Annotated in this window: 5 protein-coding genes; all 5 read right to left on the bottom strand. The window is 67.7% G+C overall.

What is annotated here, in order from left to right; all coding sequences use genetic code 11:
• Positions 1-66: 66 nt before the first annotated feature.
• The gene (locus BM382_RS04680; protein ID WP_072442045.1) at positions 67-12,630 is read right to left on the bottom strand and encodes a filamentous haemagglutinin family protein; all 12,564 of its coding nucleotides are present in this window, start codon (positions 12,628-12,630) and stop codon (positions 67-69) included.
• Between the two features lie 200 nt (positions 12,631-12,830).
• The gene (locus BM382_RS04685; RefSeq protein ID WP_011061053.1) at positions 12,831-14,009 is read right to left on the bottom strand and encodes a substrate-binding domain-containing protein; all 1,179 of its coding nucleotides are present in this window, start codon (positions 14,007-14,009) and stop codon (positions 12,831-12,833) included.
• Positions 14,010-14,134: 125 nt separating this feature from the next.
• The gene (locus tag BM382_RS04690; protein ID WP_011061052.1) at positions 14,135-15,313 is read right to left on the bottom strand and encodes a substrate-binding domain-containing protein; all 1,179 of its coding nucleotides are present in this window, start codon (positions 15,311-15,313) and stop codon (positions 14,135-14,137) included.
• A gap of 547 nt (positions 15,314-15,860) precedes the next feature.
• Positions 15,861-17,072, bottom strand: a complete 1,212-nt coding sequence (gspF, locus tag BM382_RS04695) for a type II secretion system inner membrane protein GspF (RefSeq protein WP_019094876.1) — start codon at positions 17,070-17,072, stop codon at positions 15,861-15,863.
• The gene (gene gspE, locus BM382_RS04700) at positions 17,072-18,493 is read right to left on the bottom strand and encodes a type II secretion system ATPase GspE (RefSeq protein ID WP_015635436.1); all 1,422 of its coding nucleotides are present in this window, start codon (positions 18,491-18,493) and stop codon (positions 17,072-17,074) included. The genes gspF and gspE overlap by 1 nt, the downstream gene beginning before the upstream one ends.
• Positions 18,494-18,502: the final 9 nt, after the last annotated feature.

Consider the following 18,502-nt stretch of genomic DNA (forward strand, 5'->3'; position numbering starts at 1 on the left):
CCCTGCTCCCGAAAAAAAAGGGGGCGATCGACGATCGCCCCCCAAGCCTTGCTACCACGAGAGAACCTACAGCGTCAGTTGCCCGCGCTCCTCGTCGGTCAAACGCGCCCGGGCCTGGTCGCTCAAGGGCCCGGCGCCCAGCACCTGCACCGGGCTGTCGGGGTTGTAGCCCGGGGCGCGGCTGGCGTCTTCACGGGGGCGTTGCACCGGTTCGCTACCAAAGCCCAGCACTTCCACGGTGACGATGGACGCCCGGCCCTGCTTGGCCGCCGCCTGCTGGTTGCGGGCCGCATCTTCCGCGGCCTGGGACGCGGCGGAGCCGGCGGCGCTGGCCGAGGTCATGGCGCCGGTGTTGACCGCCGCCGTGACCGGCACCCCGCTGGACTTGCCCTGGGTCTGGATGTTCGCCGCGTTGACCACCCGCAGAGCGGCGATGTTGACGTTGCCCGAGACCCGGATCCCCGCCTCGCCGGCATCGATGGTGCCCAGGGGCGCGATCAGGTCGATGTCGCCGGCCGCCACTTCGGGTATCGGGTTGAGAGTGGCGATCCCCGCCCCGGTGCTGGGCACCGACGGCGACAGGCTGACGTTGCCCCAGTTGTCGTAGACCCGCTTGGGCGGTGTATAGACCACGGTGGTCTTGGAACCGCGGCCGGCGTTGATGTCGCCCGCCGCCGACCAGCCCATGATCGAGCCGCCGAAGGTGGTCATGATCCGGCTCTGGCCCAGCAGGATGCTGCCCAGGGAGTACAGCTGGATGTCCCCCGCGCCCTGGGTGATGATCCCCGCCGAGGCCGGTGGCGCCGTGCCTTCGATGCCGAAGGTCTGGTTGCCGCCGGGGGTCAGCATCTGGATGTTGCCGCCAAAGTCGGTGTGCACCCCGGCACCGCCGAACAGGGTGATATCGCCCTGGTAGGTGATCGGGTTGCCCGCCACGTCGGTGCTCGGGAACAGCCCGGCAATCGCCGCACGGCCACGGGCATAGCTGCCCTGGCGCATACCGCCTTCCTCGGTGTACTCGCGGCCGGCGGCCTTGAGCTCGGCAAAATACACATTCCGGGCAAACACCCGCTGTTGTTCCGCGGGCAGGGCCGCGTAATAGGCCCGGGCCTGGGCGCTGTCGCCGACAAAGCCGAAGCGCTCGGCCAGCCAGTCCAGCAGTTCGCCCTCGTAGGTCTTGGCCACCCGGGCGCCCGACAGGCTTTCGCCCGGCTGGGCGAGGTTGGCCGGGTCCAGGTAAGCCTCGACGAAGCGCCGGTAGTCCGGGCCGTTGGGGCCGAACCCGGCCTGCATCACGATGCTCGCCCCAGGCCGGCGGTCCCCCGGCGCCACGGCGCCGATGCTGGTGACGCTGACCTTGTCCTCCATGAGGATGTTGCGCCCCGCGGTCAGTTCCAGGGTGCCGGGGCCGGCGACGTTGAAGTTGCTGTAGAGGATGTCGCGCCCGGCGCTGACGACGGAGATGTCGCTGGGGTTGTTGTGCACAAACAGGTTGCCCTGGGAGGTCGAGCCATTGACCGGGTCCTCGACGCCGAAGGTCCGGCCACTGCTGACGATATCGCGCCCGGCCATCATCCACACCGGGCGGCTGCCCTCGTACCAGGTCTGCCCCGAGTGCAACTGGGAGGCCGCCTGGCCGAAGGTGATGATCCGGCCGCTGTTGACCCCCATCAGGTCGCCGTTCACCGCATAGAAACGCGCCGGATCGGCCGGGCCGGCAACCAGCCCGGAGACGCTGCCGGAACCGAAGGCGAACAACGGCAGGATCGAGCCGATGACCGGGTTGCCGTTGACCGACAGGTTGCTGGCCACCAACTCACCCTCGATGCTGCCGACAAATGCCGGACGCCAGGGCGTGGCCACCGAAGCGGCCGCGGCGCCCGACTGGCTGACGGTGAAACCGCCCGCGTAGATCGAGTCCTGGGCCAGGAACTGCAACTGCCCTGCGGCGCCCGGCGCCAGGAACAGCGGCACCCGGTAGTTGAGGTCGCCGACTTGCGCGCTGGCGGCCTTGCCATAGTAAAGGCTGCCGCTGGCTGCCACGGCCCTGAGGATCGACGGATAGACCACCGCCAGATCGGTGCTGCCAGGGCTGGTGAGCGGGGTCAGGTTGCCGCCCAGGGACATCAGGTCGATGGCGGTACGCTCGGTCCACAGGGTGAACCAGCTCCAGCCGCTGCCTTGCTGGCTGCCACGGCTGAAGAGCGCGGTGTTGAACTGGCGGACCCGGCCCGGGTCCTCGACGTTCTGCACCACCAGGTCGCCGCGGCTCTGCAGGTTGAAGGTGGCATCGCCGGGCACCAGGGTCAGGCCGCCCTGGGCCAGGCCACGGGTGGCGCGCAACGGGTCGAAGGCCCGGGCTTCGCTGGGGTTGTGGTCAACGGCGGTGCCGCCATAGTGCAGGTCGATGCTGCCCAGGGAGGCACTCTGCAAATGGCTGCTGCCACGCAGGTTGACCACCACCCCGTTGCGATGCTCGATGACCAGGTTGCTGGCCGGGTTCAAGGCGCCCGCAATGTTCACCCGCAGGTCGCCACCGCCGGTCAGTTGCAGGCGGCCATCGCTGGCGACCCGGCCGGTACTGCCCACGGCCAGCACCAGCCCCTGGCTGCGGGGCGCCACGGTGGAGGCGCCGGCGCTGTCCGTCAGGCGCTGGAGGATGCCCGCGTCACCGCCGACATTCAGCTCCAGGTTGCCGCCGCCCAGGGTGCCGAACCCGGTAAAGCCCAGCATCCGGTCGGCGCTGCCGTTGGCCGCATAGGTGCCGAAGTTGATCCACCAGGCACCGGGTTGCGCCGAACCGCCGGTGGCAACATCGCCGCTGCCCTGGCGCCACAGCCAGTTGCCCACTTCGGCCGAGTCCTGGCCGTTGTCCTTGGGGTTGGGCCAGGCACGGCTGTCGTTGGCGGTACTGCTGATATTGCCGGTCAGGTCGCCACCGGCACTGACCCGCAGGTTGCCCCCCGCCTCCGGGTACCAGGCGCGGTACAGGCTGGTGCCGCTGCCATTGACGAACTGCTCGAAGTAACTGCCCGGGTCATTGAGCACCGTGGCTCCCGTTCCCAGGGCCCGTGGCTGGTTGTAGGGATCGCCGGCCGTCGTCGCCGTGGAGGAAGTACCGGCGGTATAGACCCCGTACAGCGAGTCCATGCTCAGGTTGCCGGCGCTGAGCAGTTCAAGGTCGCCGGTGCCGGTGCGGATCACGCTGAAGCGGCTGCTGGACGGCGTTGCGCCATAGGTCTTGCTGTCCAGGGCCATGCAGAAGGCGGGCGACTCTTCACAGAAGGCCGCGACGGACGACTGCCCCAGGTCCAGCAGGAGTTGCTCATCGATCGGATCGCCGGCCTTGACCACCACCCCGGCGCCCGCCAGCTCGTCCACCGCCAGCTGGGTCCAGGCGTAGCTGGCCTTGATCGCGCAATAGGCCGGGCTGTCGGCACAGAACTGCTCGATCGAGGTCTGCCCCAGATCCACCAGCAGTTGTTCGTCGATCGGATCGCCGGCCTTGACCACTATCCCTGCGCCGGCCAGGTCATCCACCGCCACCTGGGTCCAGGTCCGCACCACCTGGCTGGGCAGTTCCTTGGCGAACATCCCGTAATGGCTGTCCGCCAGATGCAAGTCACCGCTGCGTGGGTTGGCCTGCACGATGCGGCTGTCGGCTGCGCTGGTATCGGCCCCGGCCACCAGGCGCAGGGACCAGGATTGCGAGCCTTCGGCAAGCATCGGTGCAATGGCCCAGAGCTTGCCCTGGCGCCCGACGTCTTCGGGCCGCAACTGCACCGAGTCGACGCCGCTCGGCAGCTTGACGTTGGTGCCGGCCGGGATCAGCCCGCCCTTGGGCAGGGCCTTGCTGCCGTCGAGCATGACGATGTTGTTGTTCACATTGGCCAGGTGTACTTGCGGCAGCGGCACGCCCTTGGGCCAGGTCATGGACCGCAGCTGGGTGCCCTGGGTCAACAGCGTCCCGGCCTCCAGACGGGTGCCGGCGACCAGGGTCCGGGGCTCGCCGAGCAGGGTGCCGGCGGCGAACAGCAGGTTGCCCGAGGCATCGCGAATCGCCGCCGCCAGTACCGTACCCGCCGGCAGTACCAGGGTCTGGTCCAGGGTCGCCGTGACCGGCAGGCGCGTGCCCGCGGCCACGGTCAGCCCCTTGATCGGCAGGTCGTAGTTGAGGGTACTGCCCGCCGGGAAGGCGGTGCCGTCGGCCAGGGTCACGCCGTTGCCCGGCACGATGATAGTGCCGCCGGTGAAGTCCACGCCCGGCAGCAGCACCCAGCCCTTGTCGTCCACGGTGGCAGGCGGCGGCGCGAAGCCGTCGTTGATGCTGCCATAGACATTCAGGTCGCCCCCGGCGCGCAGCGTCAGGCTGCCGACCTCGCCGGAACCGTAGACCGAGGTCTTCTGGCTGTGGGGGTTGAGGCTGGCATAGCGATAGCCCGACAGGTCCAGGTCGCCCTGCACCACCAGGTCGCCGTCTGCGCTCTTGCTGACGATCTCGACCCCGGGCCGCAGATGGAAGGCGTCGGCATAGCCGGCGTTGTTCAGGCCGGCCAGCTTGTTCTGCAGCAGGTCGCTGTTTTGCAGGGCCGCATTGATAAAGGCCGTGCTCTGGGCATGCTTGGCATCCAGGTAGGCCTGGGTGATTTCCTGGTAAGGGCGGCCGCTGGCGGTGGCGTCGTTTTTTTCCGGAGCATCGTCGTAGCGGAGCATGCCGTTGACCGCAATCGAGCGCGCGCCCTGGATATCCAGCGGGCCGCGGGCATCGATGTCGATGTCGTTGCTGCTCTGGTCCGCCTGGACGAGGCGCGGCGCGTTCAGCTCCAGGGTGCCGCGGCTGCGACCGTCGTTCTGCCCCGCAGCGCTGCCCACAGCCACGTCGGTGCCGTGGCGCAGGTCGATGCGCGCACCGTCGGCCAGGGTCAGGCGGCCCTGGCCCGAGCTGAGCACCACGCTGGCGCGGTTCGGTGAGTCGATGATCTTGCCGTAGCTGTCCACCCGCAGCTTGCTGCCGTGGGCATCGAGCACCGCGCTGCCGTCCAGGGTCAGGCCCTTGCCGGCCGCCAGGTTGATACTGCCGACCCGTTCGCCGCTGGCGTCCACTCGCCCGGTAACCCGCAGGCTGCCGTTGTCCACCGAGACGTTGACGGTGCTGGCCCTGACCCCGTCGCCGATGGTCAGGTCGCCCTGCTTGAGCTGGAAGCTGCGTGCGCCAAAGACCTGGCCCTGGTTCAGGCGCTGGTTGAGGGCGGCGAACTGCTCGTCCAGGGTGCCGCTGCTGCCCAGGTGCTGGGCCTGGATTTCCACCGTGGCGCCGAGGAACGGCACCAAGGTGCCGCCGGCATCGTAGTAGCCGCTGCTGCCGCCAAGGACCTTGCCCGCCAGGTCTACCCGCCCGGCCGCACTGTCCAGCGCCACCGCCCGCAGCTTGCCGGCCTGGTTGTGGGTGGCCGAAAGGTCGATGGTCGAGCCCGTGGCCTGCAGCACATTGCCGGTAGCACTCTGCAGCAGCACTTCGCCGCCGGCGCCGTATTTGCTCAGGTCATTGAAGGCGATGGTGCGGCCAGCCACATCGATCAGCGCCGCATCGGTCAGGCTGACATCACCCCGGGCCCCCAGGGTCACCTTGCCGCTGGGCAGCACCACGGCACTGGCCAGGCGGATGCTGTCGCCCTGCAGAGACAGTTCCGCGCCCTGGCCATTGGCCTGGCCACGAGGGCCGGCCGAGGCGCCGATATCCATGGCGCCGCCAGCAGTGATGCGGTTCACCGAGCCGGCCTCGCCGGTCATCAGTGGGGTGAGGATATTCAGGTTGCCGCCGCTGTAGGCAAACCCCTTGAGCGGATCGAAGGCGCCCTGGCTCTGGTAGACCGACAGGCTGCCCTTGTGGTTGGCGGTAATGCGCTGGCTGGCATTGAGGTCGACATTGGCAAAGCCCAGGGCCAGGCGGTCGAAACTCTTGGTGGTGCTGGGCTGGGCAAAGGCCCCGTAGCCGAACTCGATGCGTTCGGCATTGATTTGCAGGCGGCCGCTGCCGGTTCCGGCACCGCCGGCCACCACCGCGCCTGCCGGGGTCTCGGAACCCTGCCAGATCAGGTTGGCGGTGTGGATGCTGGCCACATCATTGGCGCCCCCGGCACCGTAGATCGCCGGGGTGGAGAGCATCAGGTTGCTCAGCAGCGACTTGCCGGTCGCCGGGTCGTAGGTGTCCAGGCTGGCGCTGCCGTAGAAGTTGAAGCCGTCCCGGGCCGAGAGCTGCAAGGTCTCCAGGGCCGGGGCGCCGAACTGGGTATCGCCGCGCAGCAGGCGGTCGAGCAGTTGCTGAGTCAGGGTCATGCCGCTGGGCAGGCGATTGCCCGCCGCCGCTGCCGCCAGCGCCTCCGGGCTGCCGACGTTGATGTTGTTCAGGCCCAGGTTCAGGTGGCGGGTGCCGTAGCGCACCTGGTCACCCAGCTCGAAGGCGTTGTCGGTCAGGGCAACGAGGCTGCCATCGGAATACAGTGCGGTCTGCCCGCTGCACGGCGCGCTGGCGCACACCCCGAGCCGGATGCCGCCGCTGGTCTGTCCGCCGGCCTGGGCCTTGCTGATCACGTTGAGCAGGCCGTTGGACACCGCCAGCATATTGGCCACCTGGTAGGTGAAACCGTCACGGGCGTCATAGCTGGCCTTGCCTCGGCCCAGGGTATTGATCGAGGCGCCCTGCTCCAGGACGATCTCGCCGGTGTTGCTCACCAGGAACACTTCCGGCGCGGCCAGGGTGGCGCCCTCGCGCAAGGTGATCGAGCCCTTGGGCGTGTTCACGCCTTCGGCCACGGTGATGTAGTTGCCGCCCTGGCCGTACTTGACCAGCGTCAGGCCGCCCAGCATCAGGCGCGCTGCGCCCATGGCGTTGAGGCTGTCGGCATCCAGGGTAACGCCGTTGAAACCCTGGGTGGCCGACTTGCCGGCCGCCACCACTTCGATGTTGCCACTGCCCATGTTCAACACCGCGACGGTGCCGCCATAGCCCCCCGCAGGGGCATCGAAACGGCCAATGCCCTTGAACGAGAAGGCATCCGCACCGGCCCCCGGCTCCAGGGCCAGCTTCAGGGTCTTGGCGTCCACCGGCAGCATCGGCCGTGGCACCCCGAGTTTGGCGGCATCGGCCAGGGCGAACTGGGCATAGCCGGTTTCGTTGTACTGGGAATAGCGGCGCAGGGTGTCGGCCGAGGTCAGGATCAACTGGCTGGCGACGCTGTTGCTGATCCCGGTATGGGCGATCGATAGGCGCCCGGCGGTGGACCAGGAGCCATTGCGCAACGGCTGGGTCGCGCCTTCGGTGCCGAGCCCGGCCAGGCCGTTGATCTCCACGCGAAAGGCCCCCGGCATCAGCGCATAGGTGGACGGCATCAGGGTGTAGGTGCCCGCCGCCAGCCCCGGAACCCCGGCGCCGATGGTGATCTGCTGGCCGATCAGCGGGTCCACCGCGCCGCCCTCCGGTGCCACCGGTGCATAGCCCGGCTGCACGCCGGGCACTATGGCGTAGATCGGGTTGCTGCCCAGGCCCGGGAGGATGAAGCTGCCGTTGGCGCCGATCTGCACCAGCGGGCTGTAGCGCGCATCGGTGGAGCCGCCGCGCCCGGAAATGAACCCGGCGCCCAGCAGTTCGCCACCACCGGACAGGTCCACGGTGGCATCGGGCTGTACCTGCACCGACTTGCCGCCCAGGATCACCCCGACGCTCAGGTCGCTGTTCTCATTCACCAGGGCGCCCTGGCCGAGGAAGGTCACGGTCTTGCCGTTGTACTTGTAGACCTGGCCATCGACGGTGCCGCCGTAAGGCAGTACCAGGCCCTTGCCGCTGACCGAAGTCAGGCTGCCGGGCAGCAGCTCGACCTTGCTCGCGCCCAGGTTGCCGATCTCGATCAGCCCCAGGGGCGCACGGACCACCCCGCCCTGCTGGATGTTGGCCGCGCCCAGCTGCAAGCGGCCGAAGGCCGAGTACGGCACAGGCGCCTCGCCCTGGCCGGTGCGGCCGATGGTCAGGGTGCGCGTGGGGTCGAAGTTGATGCTGGTGCCGGAAATATCGTTGAGGTAGCCGGCAATCACCCGGGCCCCGACCTCGGTACCCGGGTACAACTGCGCGGCCCGCAGGGTCATGTCGCCCTGGGTCAGCAACTGGGTGCTGATGCCCTTGGCGATCACATCGGCCCCGGCCCCGGCGAGAAAGCGCAGGTCGCCCTGGCTGGTCAGTTGCACATGGTCGAACCCGCGGCGCTCGACGCTCAGCAGGCTGTTGTCGGCCTGGCGCAACGTGCCCTTGCTGCCGAACACCACGTTGCCACGCACATCGATCAGGTTGCCGCTGGCATTGAACTGCGCCTGGGTGGCCTGTTGCGACGGCGTGCCGGTGGAGACCGGACGCACGTACTGGTCCTTGGCTTCCAGCGGCGCGAGGATGCCCGCCAGCAGCAGGTAGGGTGCCGACAGGTCGACCCGGCTATTGGCCGCGGCGCTTTCGCTGAGGTTCAGGGCACCGCTGTACAGGCGCAGGCTCTGGCCCATGTTCAGCGACACATCGCCATCGAAGCTCAACAGGCCGTTGCTCAGCAGTGCCAGGTTGTCGAAGCCGCCGGCGGTGACCTGATCCACCCCGAGGCGGCCGTGGCCATACTCCAGGCTGGCGGCTGCGGCGTCGGCGCTAGCGGGCAGCGCACTGCCCTGGTGGGTCTGGCTGAGCACCAGTTCCCGGGCCTTGAGCACCCGGTCACTGACCGCGTTCTTGATGTAGTACGGGCTTTCCAGGGCCAGCGACAAGGTGCCCCCTGCAGCGCCAGCGCCTCCGGCCCGGGCGACGAAGCTGCCATCCAGGTACAGGCCGTTGTTGGACGCGAAGCTGATGCTGCCACCGTTGCTGGCCACCTGCACCCGGCCCTGGCCGGGAATGTCCAGGGCCGCCTGGGCGCCGGAAGCGTCGAGACGCGCCCCCTCGCGCACCACCACAAACAGGTCGCTGGCCTTGGCGATACCGGTGGCCAGGTCGATCTCGCCGCCGATGGCGATCTTGCCGCCATTGCGCACCTGGCCGTAACGGCGGCCACGGTTGTCCACGGCGCTCACCGCCCGCGCCGCCACATCAATCACCGCCTGCTCGCCGACCCAGATCGAGCGTCCGTGACCGGCGGCATTGGCGGCCTCGGAACTGGCCACCGTCAGGCCGCCCAGACTGACGCTGCCGCCCCAGGCATTGAGCGTGCCGTTCAGGGTCAACTGGCCGACGCTGCGCAGGTTGATGGCCTGCCCCGGGTCGACACTGATCACCGCGCCCTGCCCCACGCTCAGCGCCGTGGTAGCCAACTGGGCGGCCGTGGAGTACTGGTTGCCGGCGCTCAGGGTCAGGCCGGCGCCACGGCGCTGGGTCAGCACGCCCCTGGTTGCATCCTGCTGGTACAGCTGCGGCAACCAGCGCTCCAGCACCGTGGCCGGGTCGCTGCCAGTGGCACTGCTGCTGGCCTGGGCCCCGAAGCGGTAGACCGGCATGTTGACCTCGACCTGGGCGCCCTCGGCCACGGTCAGCCCTTCGTTGCCGGTGATGTCGTAGGCACCGAAGCCCTTGTTGAAGAAATCCCCGGCCAGTTGCAGGGTGCCGGCCTCGGGGGCCGGATCATGGGCGCCAATCAGCACCTTGTGCGCCTGCAGGGCCAGGGTGCCGCCGCCGTTGACCCCATACCCGCGCAGCTCGCCATCGAGGTCGAGCTTGCCGTCGGCGGCCAGGGTCACGTCGCCGCCCTTGCCACCGCTGGTCTTGCCGTCATAGGCAATGCTGGCGCCGGAGCTGGCATCCACCAGGGTGCCGTTGGCCAGGTTGAGGTCGCCGCTGCTGCGCAGCGACACCTTGCCCCCGTTGATAAAGGCCAGGCCGCTGCTGTCCGAGGGGTCCAGGGCCAGGTTGTTCCAGCGCCCGCTGGCATCCAGCTTGACCCCGCTGGCCACATCGACCCGGGCCTGGGCGCCGCCGGTGGGCGCGAGGATCACATCGCCGACCACGAAATTGCGGTTCACATCCACCTGGTTCAGCACGTTGCCGGCGTTGATGCTGCCACCGTGGGCGGTGAGGTTGGCGTTGATCTTGACCTCTGGCCCGAACAGGGTGATGTCGCCGCCATCGGCCACCTTCAGCGCGCCGTTGACCTGGACCTGCTGCCTGGCGCCGACCTTGATCGCCCCCAGCTGGAAGCCGTTGAGCTGGTCGCTGTCCAGCACCAGCTGGCCCTGGCGGTTGGCCGGCAGGGCTGTGGCGAGGTCCAGGCCGTCGGCGATCTTCTGCTGGTTGGCCTCGATCAGCACCTTGTCCACGCTGGGGCTCAGGGCGTAGCGCAGGGTGCCGCTGGCCTTGTTGTAGATCGGCGTGTAGTTGCCAATGATCAGTTGCGCGCGCTGGGCCGCGGCCTTGTGCGATTGCTGGTAGCCGTCGAGGTTGATGTTCGGCGCCTGGGTCTGGCGGTCGCCCTTGAACACTTCGCTCACCAGCTGGCCTTCGAGCACGGCGTTGCTGGTGCCGATCACCAGCTTGCCGGCGTCGCGGCCGACGCTGTAGCCGGCCTCGTAGCGGCGCTGCTGGGCGATCAGCGGGTTGTAGTAGTAATCGGTGCGGCCCCAGCGCGGGCTGCTGTCCACATAGCCCTTGTAGATGCCGGTGTAGAGCAGGTCCCCCGGCGCCCTGGAGAGCTCGTACAAGCGCCCGTCGGCGCCCTTGAGCCAGGTCTGCTGGATGTAGCCGCCCTGCACATCGACGGTGCCGCCGGAGAGGTTCAACTGGGCGCCGGACTGGGTCACCACGTCCTTGCCGGTGAAGGTCAGGGTACCGCCCTGGGCCATCCACTCGCCGATGTTGTGGCCCTGGGTGCCCAGGTAGCCGCCCACTTCCAGCAGGCCGCCGGCGGTGTACCAGCGATCGGTGGCGTAGCCGTTGGTGCCCGCCGGGACGAACACCAGCTCGCGCAGGTCGACCCAGACGTCGTTGTTGATCAACTGGCCGCTGTCGCGGTTGCCCGCCGAATCGCGCTGCTCGTTGCCCTGGACGTTGATCTTGATGTTGTTGGACTCCATCGCCACCTTGACCCCGACGGCGCCGGCCACATCGATCACCGCACCATCGCGCACCAGGCTGCGCTGCCCGGCACTGACCGCCACCTGGCCACCGGTGGCCAGGGTGATGGAGCCGTCCTGGAAATCCACGGTGCCGCCGCTGACGATCTCCACCCGGGACTGGTCGCTGCGGTCGGCCACGCTGCTGAGGTTGTTGAACTGGCCGGTGATCAGGTTGGTCGGGGTGCCGTCGAGGTTGATCAGGCCGTTGTTGCGCTGGCTGTCCAGAGCGCTGCTGCCACTGCTGTCCAGAAGGATTGCGGTGGTGCTGCCCTGCCCCAGGGTCACGCTGCCGGTGCTGTCGCTGGCGGAGTTGAGCAAATGGATGGTGCCGCGGGTGTCCACCGAAGTGCTGGCCAGGGCCACGCCGTTCTGCGCCACCTGGTGCCCGGTGAGGGTGATGTCGCCCGTGGAGGCCATGATCAGGCCGCTGTTGCTGACCTTGCCGGCGCTGCTGCCGGCCTTCAGCGAAGTGGCAACTTCATTGCCCCGGGTGGTGGAGTGCTGGTTGCCGCTGGTGCCGACCCCGCGGCGGATGTAGAAGCTGTCGCCGGCCGCCAGGGTGGTCTGGCCCTTGGCAGTAACGATGGTGCCGGCGTTCTCCACTTCCGAGCCCAGCAGCAAGGCATAGCCGCCGGATTCGGTGGAGGTGGCCGCCGGGTGGGTCTGGATCAGCGCGCCGCGCTGCACCTGGACCTTGCCCAGGGCATCGCTGAAGGTCGGCTGGGTGCCGTTGGCGTCCACATAGAGCCCGCGCTGGGTGAACTGCTCGTCGCTGATGGTGGCCGCGGCCGCCACCAGGTTGCGCACATTGACCTGGCTGGTGCCGCTGAAGATCACCCCGTTGCGGTTCATGATCATCACCGTACCGGCGCCCTTGATCTGGCCCTGGATTTCGCTGGGCCGTCCATTGGGGTCGTTGACCTTGTTCAACAGCGCCCAGTTGGACTGCTGCTGGAAATCGACGGTGGTGTTGCGCCCGACGTTGAAGGTCTCCCAGTTGAGAATGGCCTTGTCGGCGGTCTGCTCGATGGTCACCGTGGTCTTGCCGCCGGACTGGCTCTGCACCGGCCCTTTGGCATTGAGCCAGCCCTGGGTCAGGCTGTTGTCGACCTTCAGCCCGCCTTCGCCGAGGCCATCGGGAATGGTGCTCACCGTGCCGAACGCGGCCTGGCGTGCGGCAGCCTGGGCCGCTTGCTGGGCGGCAATGGCGGCAACGCTGGAATTGAGGTTGCTCAGGGAGCGCTGCAACTGCTGGTTGGCGCGGGTCTGCTGGGACAGCGGCGGGATCCCCGGAACCTGGCCGTTGGTGCGCGCGGCGGTGGCGGCCTGGGACGCGCCCTTGTCGGCGAACCAGCCGGAACTGAAGGCCGTGGCGCCATGGGCACTGCCCGCCACCATCAGCAGGGCGATGGCCTGGGCCAGGGGCTTGAGCCGCAGGATCGGCAGCTCGCCATCAAGGCGCAGCGCGGGGGATTTGACCGGTGGTTTGCAGCGAACCATTACTACTCATCCTTTGTTATGACGCCCACGGGAGCGCGACGCTTGTAGGGCCCAGGGCGCGCGTCACTGCTTTAGGGGATAGGCCGTTGGCGCGAGGCGCGACCGAACGGATGTCACGGAAAATTCATCTTTGGGGTGCAGGGTGTCGCCCCTGCCCCTGCGTGCCACGGCGGCAGGCAGGGGCAAGCGGCGCTGGCCGGCTAGAAAGGTCGGCCGATGGCGTTGCAGATATTGGGGTTGCCGATACTGCGCAGGCTGGCGGGCGTCACGAAGGCGTTCCGTATCGCGGCCTTCCAGATCGCCGGCAAGGGTTGCAGGTTGTTGTTGAGCAGTGCCGCATCGTTAGTGACCAGCGAACCGTACTGGCGGGCAAAGAACGCCCGCACCTGGGCGGTTTGCGTCGCATCGGCGTAGCACTGGCTGAAAATCGCGGTGCTAAAGCCCAGGATCGGATACCCGACGCTGGGAAATGGCACCACCGAGGGGTCATTGCCATCGAACGAAGCGGCGAACACCGGTACCCACCTGATGGGGTCGCTGAACGGGCCGGTCGATAGGTTCGCCGTCGGCGGGCTGATCAGGCTGATGGCGTTGACGATGTTCGCCGGTGTCGGGGCTATCCCCCCTACCCGCGCTACCTTGCTGCCATCTTCCAGCCCGGCAAGGGTGCTGGATGCGTGGCTGGAACCGATGAAGGTCACACTCCCCGGGGTTGCATTGAGCACTTCCATGATCTGGGGGCTGCCCTGCGCGCTCTTGGCGGTCTGTGGCACCGAGGCTGGATAAGCGTTGGCGAAGAACCGGGTCACCGCGAAAGGCCCGGCCGGTTCAGAGCACTTGGCATTGAGAAAACGGGTAAACAGCTCGGTGGTGCCACTGGGCCCTTGCGGGTAGACCACCGTCAGTGGTCCGTAAGTGCCTGCACCGCTCGACAGGTACTCCCAACGGTCCAGCCGGCCCGAGAAGATCCCGCACACGTCATTGACGCTCAGGTCCAGGTTGCCAATGCCGGCCTTGTTGAAGCGGATCGCCACCGCCGTGGCGGCGACGGGCACCTGGATCAACGGCCCCCAGCTCGCGCCATGGGCCATGGAGTAGCCGTCGAGCTCGCTGCCTCTCAACTTCGATTCAGTGGCCACCCAGTGCACGTTCCGGGTAGGGGCGCCCGGAATCAGGCGGTTGTAGTCGTTGTTCAGAAAGGCTTCCTTGTCCCCGAGATCAGAGCCGATGTAGGGCGCAAAACCCGCCGTCAGTACCCCGGGCGCCAGGTAGTACGACTGCGGCAGCGTCGACCCGCCACCGTTGATATCCGCCAGGGCCAACTGGGCACATAGGGCGCTGCCCACCAGTGACGTGGCTAACCAATGCATTTTGAACATGACATGACTCCTGTCGTATCAGGACGGGCGAGCACTCGTGCCGGACCGTTGTGCCGAGCATGAAAAAAATCAGCAACGGTCGAAACCGTTGCTGATCCGGGTGCTGCAGGTATCGGACGCGAGAGTTACAGCGGACGGCCGATGGCGTTGCAGACGCTGGCGTTACCGATGCTCAGGCCGCTGGAGGCAGTGACGAACGAGTCACGTACTGCAGTTTTCCAGGCAGCTGGCAGAGGCACGAAGCGGTTGTTGTTGATGGCGGTGTCGTTGTTCACCAGGGCACCGTAGTGACGGCTGAAGAAAGCCCGTACTTGCGAAGTCTGGTTAGCGTCGGCGTAGCACTGGCTGAAGATCAGGTTGGTGAAGCCCAGGATTGGGTAACCGCTGGTTGGGTACAGGCGCAGGCTCTTGTCGCTTGGGTTGGCGTCGATGTTGGCCTGGGAAGTGAAGACAGGAACCCACAGGTTCTGGTCGCCACGAACAGTGGTATCAGGCACGGCAACCGCGGCGATAGCCGAGGAAACGTTGGCAGGCGCCGGGGAAACGCCAGCCACCTTGGCCACCTTGGTAGCGTCGTCCAGGCCGGCCAGGGTCGGCGCGGCGTAGTCCGGGCTCATGTAGGTGATGCGACCGTCGCCTGCGTTCAGCGCGTCCATGACGCCTTGGCTGGTAACAGCGGCAACCGCACCGGCAGGCAGGCCGCCCGAGTAGCTGGAAGCGAAGTTGGTGGTCACGGCGAAGGTGCCGGTCTCGGCGCACTTGGCGTTCAGGAAGCGGGTGAACAGCTCGGTGGTGCCGCTGCTTTCATTGCGGTAAACCACGGTGATGGCGCCGGTACGGCCCGAAGTCGGAAGCTGCTCCCACTTGGAAACGCGCCCCGAGAACACGCCGCACAGGTCATTGACGCTCAGGTCAACGGCGGTGGAACCAGCCTTGTTGAATGGAACGGCAACCGAAGTGGCCACCGAAGGCACCTGGATCAGCTTGCCCCAGGCCGCTTGGTGATTGTCTTCATAACCTTTGAGCTCTGCTGCGCTGAGCTTGGAATCGCTACCGGCCCAGTGCACGTTCTTGCCGGTGGTGCCGGCCACGAACTTGGTGTAGTCGTTGTTCAGGAAGGCAGCCTTGCCGTTGCCGCTGCCTACGCCGATGTAGGGAGCGAAGCCGGCGGTCAGTACGCCAGCGGTCTGGTACAGCGGTTGTGGCAGGGTTGCGCCACCGCCGTTGATATCAGCCATTGCAGCCTGTGCCGAGCACAGGGCAGCCAGGGTCAGGGATGCCGCGAGAACGTTGCGCTTAAACATGAAGAATCTCCTTTCGTCGTGTTCGTACGTTGGGTGAATAGCTCTTGCATGACGCCATGGCACTCGGGCCAGAAGCCTTGATCCAGACGGCTTGATGGGTGAGGCCATGGGGAGAGAAGTTCGCAGTTTCCGGTGACAGATAAAGGAAAAAACCTCGGGAGAAAGCAGCTGTTTTTGCAAAAGATTCTCGGGTGTTTGTCCGAGGTTTTCGCGCCTTTCCCGGGAAAATGACCGCCAGGTTGCCGGGGCTGGAAGCGGCATTGCCCTGCAAGCGCCGAGGGGGCTGGCCACCGGGTCTGAACATGACAGAACGAGGAACCCGAGGTTGGCCCGTTGCCCGGTCGGGAGTGAGGCACGCGGCGCGAAATTTTATGGCTGCCCTGCCCTGTGCTTCGCACCACCGCTTCGCTCTCGTAGGAGCCGGCTTGCCGGCGAAGAGGCCCGCCAGCCCTGCATCGCCGCTGCCGACGCCTTCGCTGGCAAGCCAGCGCCTACGGACCGGGCCAGACCGGGCCGGACGGGGTCAGGTCGGGTCGGATTGTGCGGTTCAGGTGACCAACTGGTTGATCTCGATGATCGGCAGCAATACCGCCATCACGATCACCAGCACCACACCGCCCATCACCACGATCATCAAGGGTTCGAGCAAGGCGGTCATGCCCATGGCCCGACGCTCGATGTCCCGCGACAGGGTCTGCGCCGCCCGTTCCAGCATCGGCGGCAAGGCGCCGGTCTTCTCGCCGCTGGCGATCAGGTGGATCAGCACCGGCGGAAAGACTTTTTCCACCCGCAGCGCCGCCGCCAGGTTGGCGCCTTCGCGCACCTTGGCCGTGGCCTCGCTCACGCTCTGGCTCAGGCGGTCGTTGGACAGGGTCTGGCGCGCCGCTTCCAGGGCCCGCAACAAAGGCACCCCGGCGCTGCCGAGGATCGCCAGGGTCGAGGCAAAACGCGCGGTGTTCAGCCCCAGGACAAAGCGCCCGATCAGCGGCAGGCGCAGGATCCGGCTGTGCCAGTTCAAGCGCGCCCGGGGGTTGCGCAGGTACACCCGCCAGCCCCAGAACCCGGCGACCATGGCGGCAAAGCACAGGCCGCCCCAGGCACGGATGAAATCACTGGCATTGAGCATGGCCAGGGTCAGCCCCGGCAGGTCCTGGCGCGCCTGGGAGAAGGCACTGACCACCTGAGGCACCACATAGCTGAGCAGGAAGATCACGATGCCGATGGACACCAGCCCCACCACCCCCGGGTAGATAAAGGCGGTGAGGATCTTGCCCCGCAGGCCGTTGCGCTCTTCGATGTAGTCCGCCAGCCGCTCCATGACCTGGGCCAGGTCGCCGGACTCTTCGCCGGCGGCAATCAGCGCCCGGTAGATCTCCGGAAAATCCCTGGGCCGCGCCGCCAGGGCCTCGGCCAGGCGCATGCCGCTGCGCACATCCGCGCGCACCGCGCTCAGGGTCTGGGCGATGTGCTTGCGCTCGGCCTGCTCCACCGTGGCGCTCAGCGCGGCCTCCAGCGGCAGGCTGGCCCCCAGCAGGCTGGCCAGCTGGCGGGTGGCCCAGGCCAGGTCGTTGTCCGAGAGCCTGGGGCGCAGCAGCCCCCCTGCTCCGCCGTCGCCGCCGTTGCCATCGAGCTGCACCAGCAAGGCGGTCAGGCCGCGGCTGCGCAGGCTGGCGAAGGCCGCATCCTGGCTGTCGGCTTCCAGGTGCCCGGATTCGATCTTGCCGAGGGCGTCGGCGGCTTCATAGCGATAGCGATTCATCAGGCGTCCCGTGTCACACGCAGGATTTCTTCCGGCGCGGTGGCGCCGCTGCGCACCCAGCGTTCACCGTCCTCGCGCATGCTGAACATCCCGGCCCGGCGCGCGGCGGCACGCAGTGCCTGCTCCTCGGCGCCCTGGTGGATCAGGCTGCGCACATCGTCATCGATGCAGAACAGCTCATGGATCCCGGTTCGCCCGCTGTAGCCGATGTGGTTGCAGGCCGGGCAGCCCACCGGGCGCCAGGTGCCGGGGTTGGCCGGGTCCTGCTCCTTGCACTGGCTGCACAGGCGCCGCACCAGGCGCTGGGCCAGCACCCCGAGCATCGACGAGGCCAGGAGAAACGGCTCCACCCCCATGTCGATCAGGCGGTTGACCGCCGATACCGCGTCGTTGGTGTGCAGGGTCGCCAGCACCAGGTGCCCGGTGAGCGAGGCCTGGACCGCGATCTGCGCGGTCTCCAGGTCGCGGATCTCGCCGATCATGATGATGTCCGGGTCCTGGCGCAGGATCGCCCGCAGGGCCAGGGCGAAGGTCATGTCGATCTTGGCGTTGACCTGGATCTGGCTGATGCCCGGCAGGTCGTATTCCACCGGGTCCTCGACGGTGAGGATATTGCTGGTGCTGGCATCCAGCCGGGCCAGGGCCGCGTAGAGGCTGGTGGTCTTGCCGCTGCCGGTGGGCCCGGTGACCAGGACGATGCCGTGGGGCTGGCGGATCAGGGTATCCAGGCGCGCCAGCAGGTCCGGGTCCATGCCCAGGGTTTCCAGTTGCAGGCGCCCGGCCTGCTTGTCCAGCAGGCGCATCACCACCCGCTCGCCATGCCCGGTGGGCACCGTGGACACACGGATATCGATGGGCCGCCCGGCCACCCGCAGGGCGATGCGCCCGTCCTGGGGCAGGCGTTTTTCGGCGATGTCCAGCTGGGCCATGATCTTGATCCGCGACACCAGCGCGCCGTGCAGCGCCTTGCGTGGCGACACCACGTCGCGCAGGGTGCCGTCGACCCGGTAGCGCACCACCGAATGGGTCTCGAAGGGTTCGATATGGATATCGCTGGCCTCGTCCCGCGCGGCCTGGGTGAGCAAGGCGTTGATCATGCGGATTACCGGGGCGCCGTCCTGGGTGTCCAGCAGGTCGGTGATTTCCGGCATGTCCTGCATCAGGCGGTCCAGGTCCACCTCGTTCTCCGCCGCCCCGACCACCGCTGCTGCGCTGCCGGTGTCGGCGTAGGCGGTGGCCAGCAGGCCGTCGAGTTCCTCGTCGCGAATCCGCTCCAGGCGCGCCGGGCCGAACTGGCGGCGGGCTTCGCTGATGGACCAGCCAGGCGTCGAGGGGCACACCAGCAGCACCGCGCCCTGCTCGGTGTGGCGCAGGAGGATGCGCTGGGACTTGGCCCAGGCGTAGGGCAACTGGGTGGTCATGGCTGTGGC

The sequence above is a fragment of the Pseudomonas sp. NFPP25 genome (assembly GCF_900116505.1).
Taxonomy (GTDB): domain Bacteria; phylum Pseudomonadota; class Gammaproteobacteria; order Pseudomonadales; family Pseudomonadaceae; genus Aquipseudomonas; species Aquipseudomonas protegens.

Coding starts and splice junctions, on each gene's coding strand:
- BM382_RS04680 (WP_072442045.1), bottom strand. CDS start 12,630: ATGGTTCGCTGCAAACCACCGGTCAAATCCCCCGCGCTGCGCCTTGAT.
- BM382_RS04685 (WP_011061053.1), bottom strand. CDS start 14,009: ATGTTCAAAATGCATTGGTTAGCCACGTCACTGGTGGGCAGCGCCCTA.
- BM382_RS04690 (WP_011061052.1), bottom strand. CDS start 15,313: ATGTTTAAGCGCAACGTTCTCGCGGCATCCCTGACCCTGGCTGCCCTG.
- gspF (WP_019094876.1), bottom strand. CDS start 17,072: ATGAATCGCTATCGCTATGAAGCCGCCGACGCCCTCGGCAAGATCGAA.
- gspE (WP_015635436.1), bottom strand. CDS start 18,493: ATGACCACCCAGTTGCCCTACGCCTGGGCCAAGTCCCAGCGCATCCTC.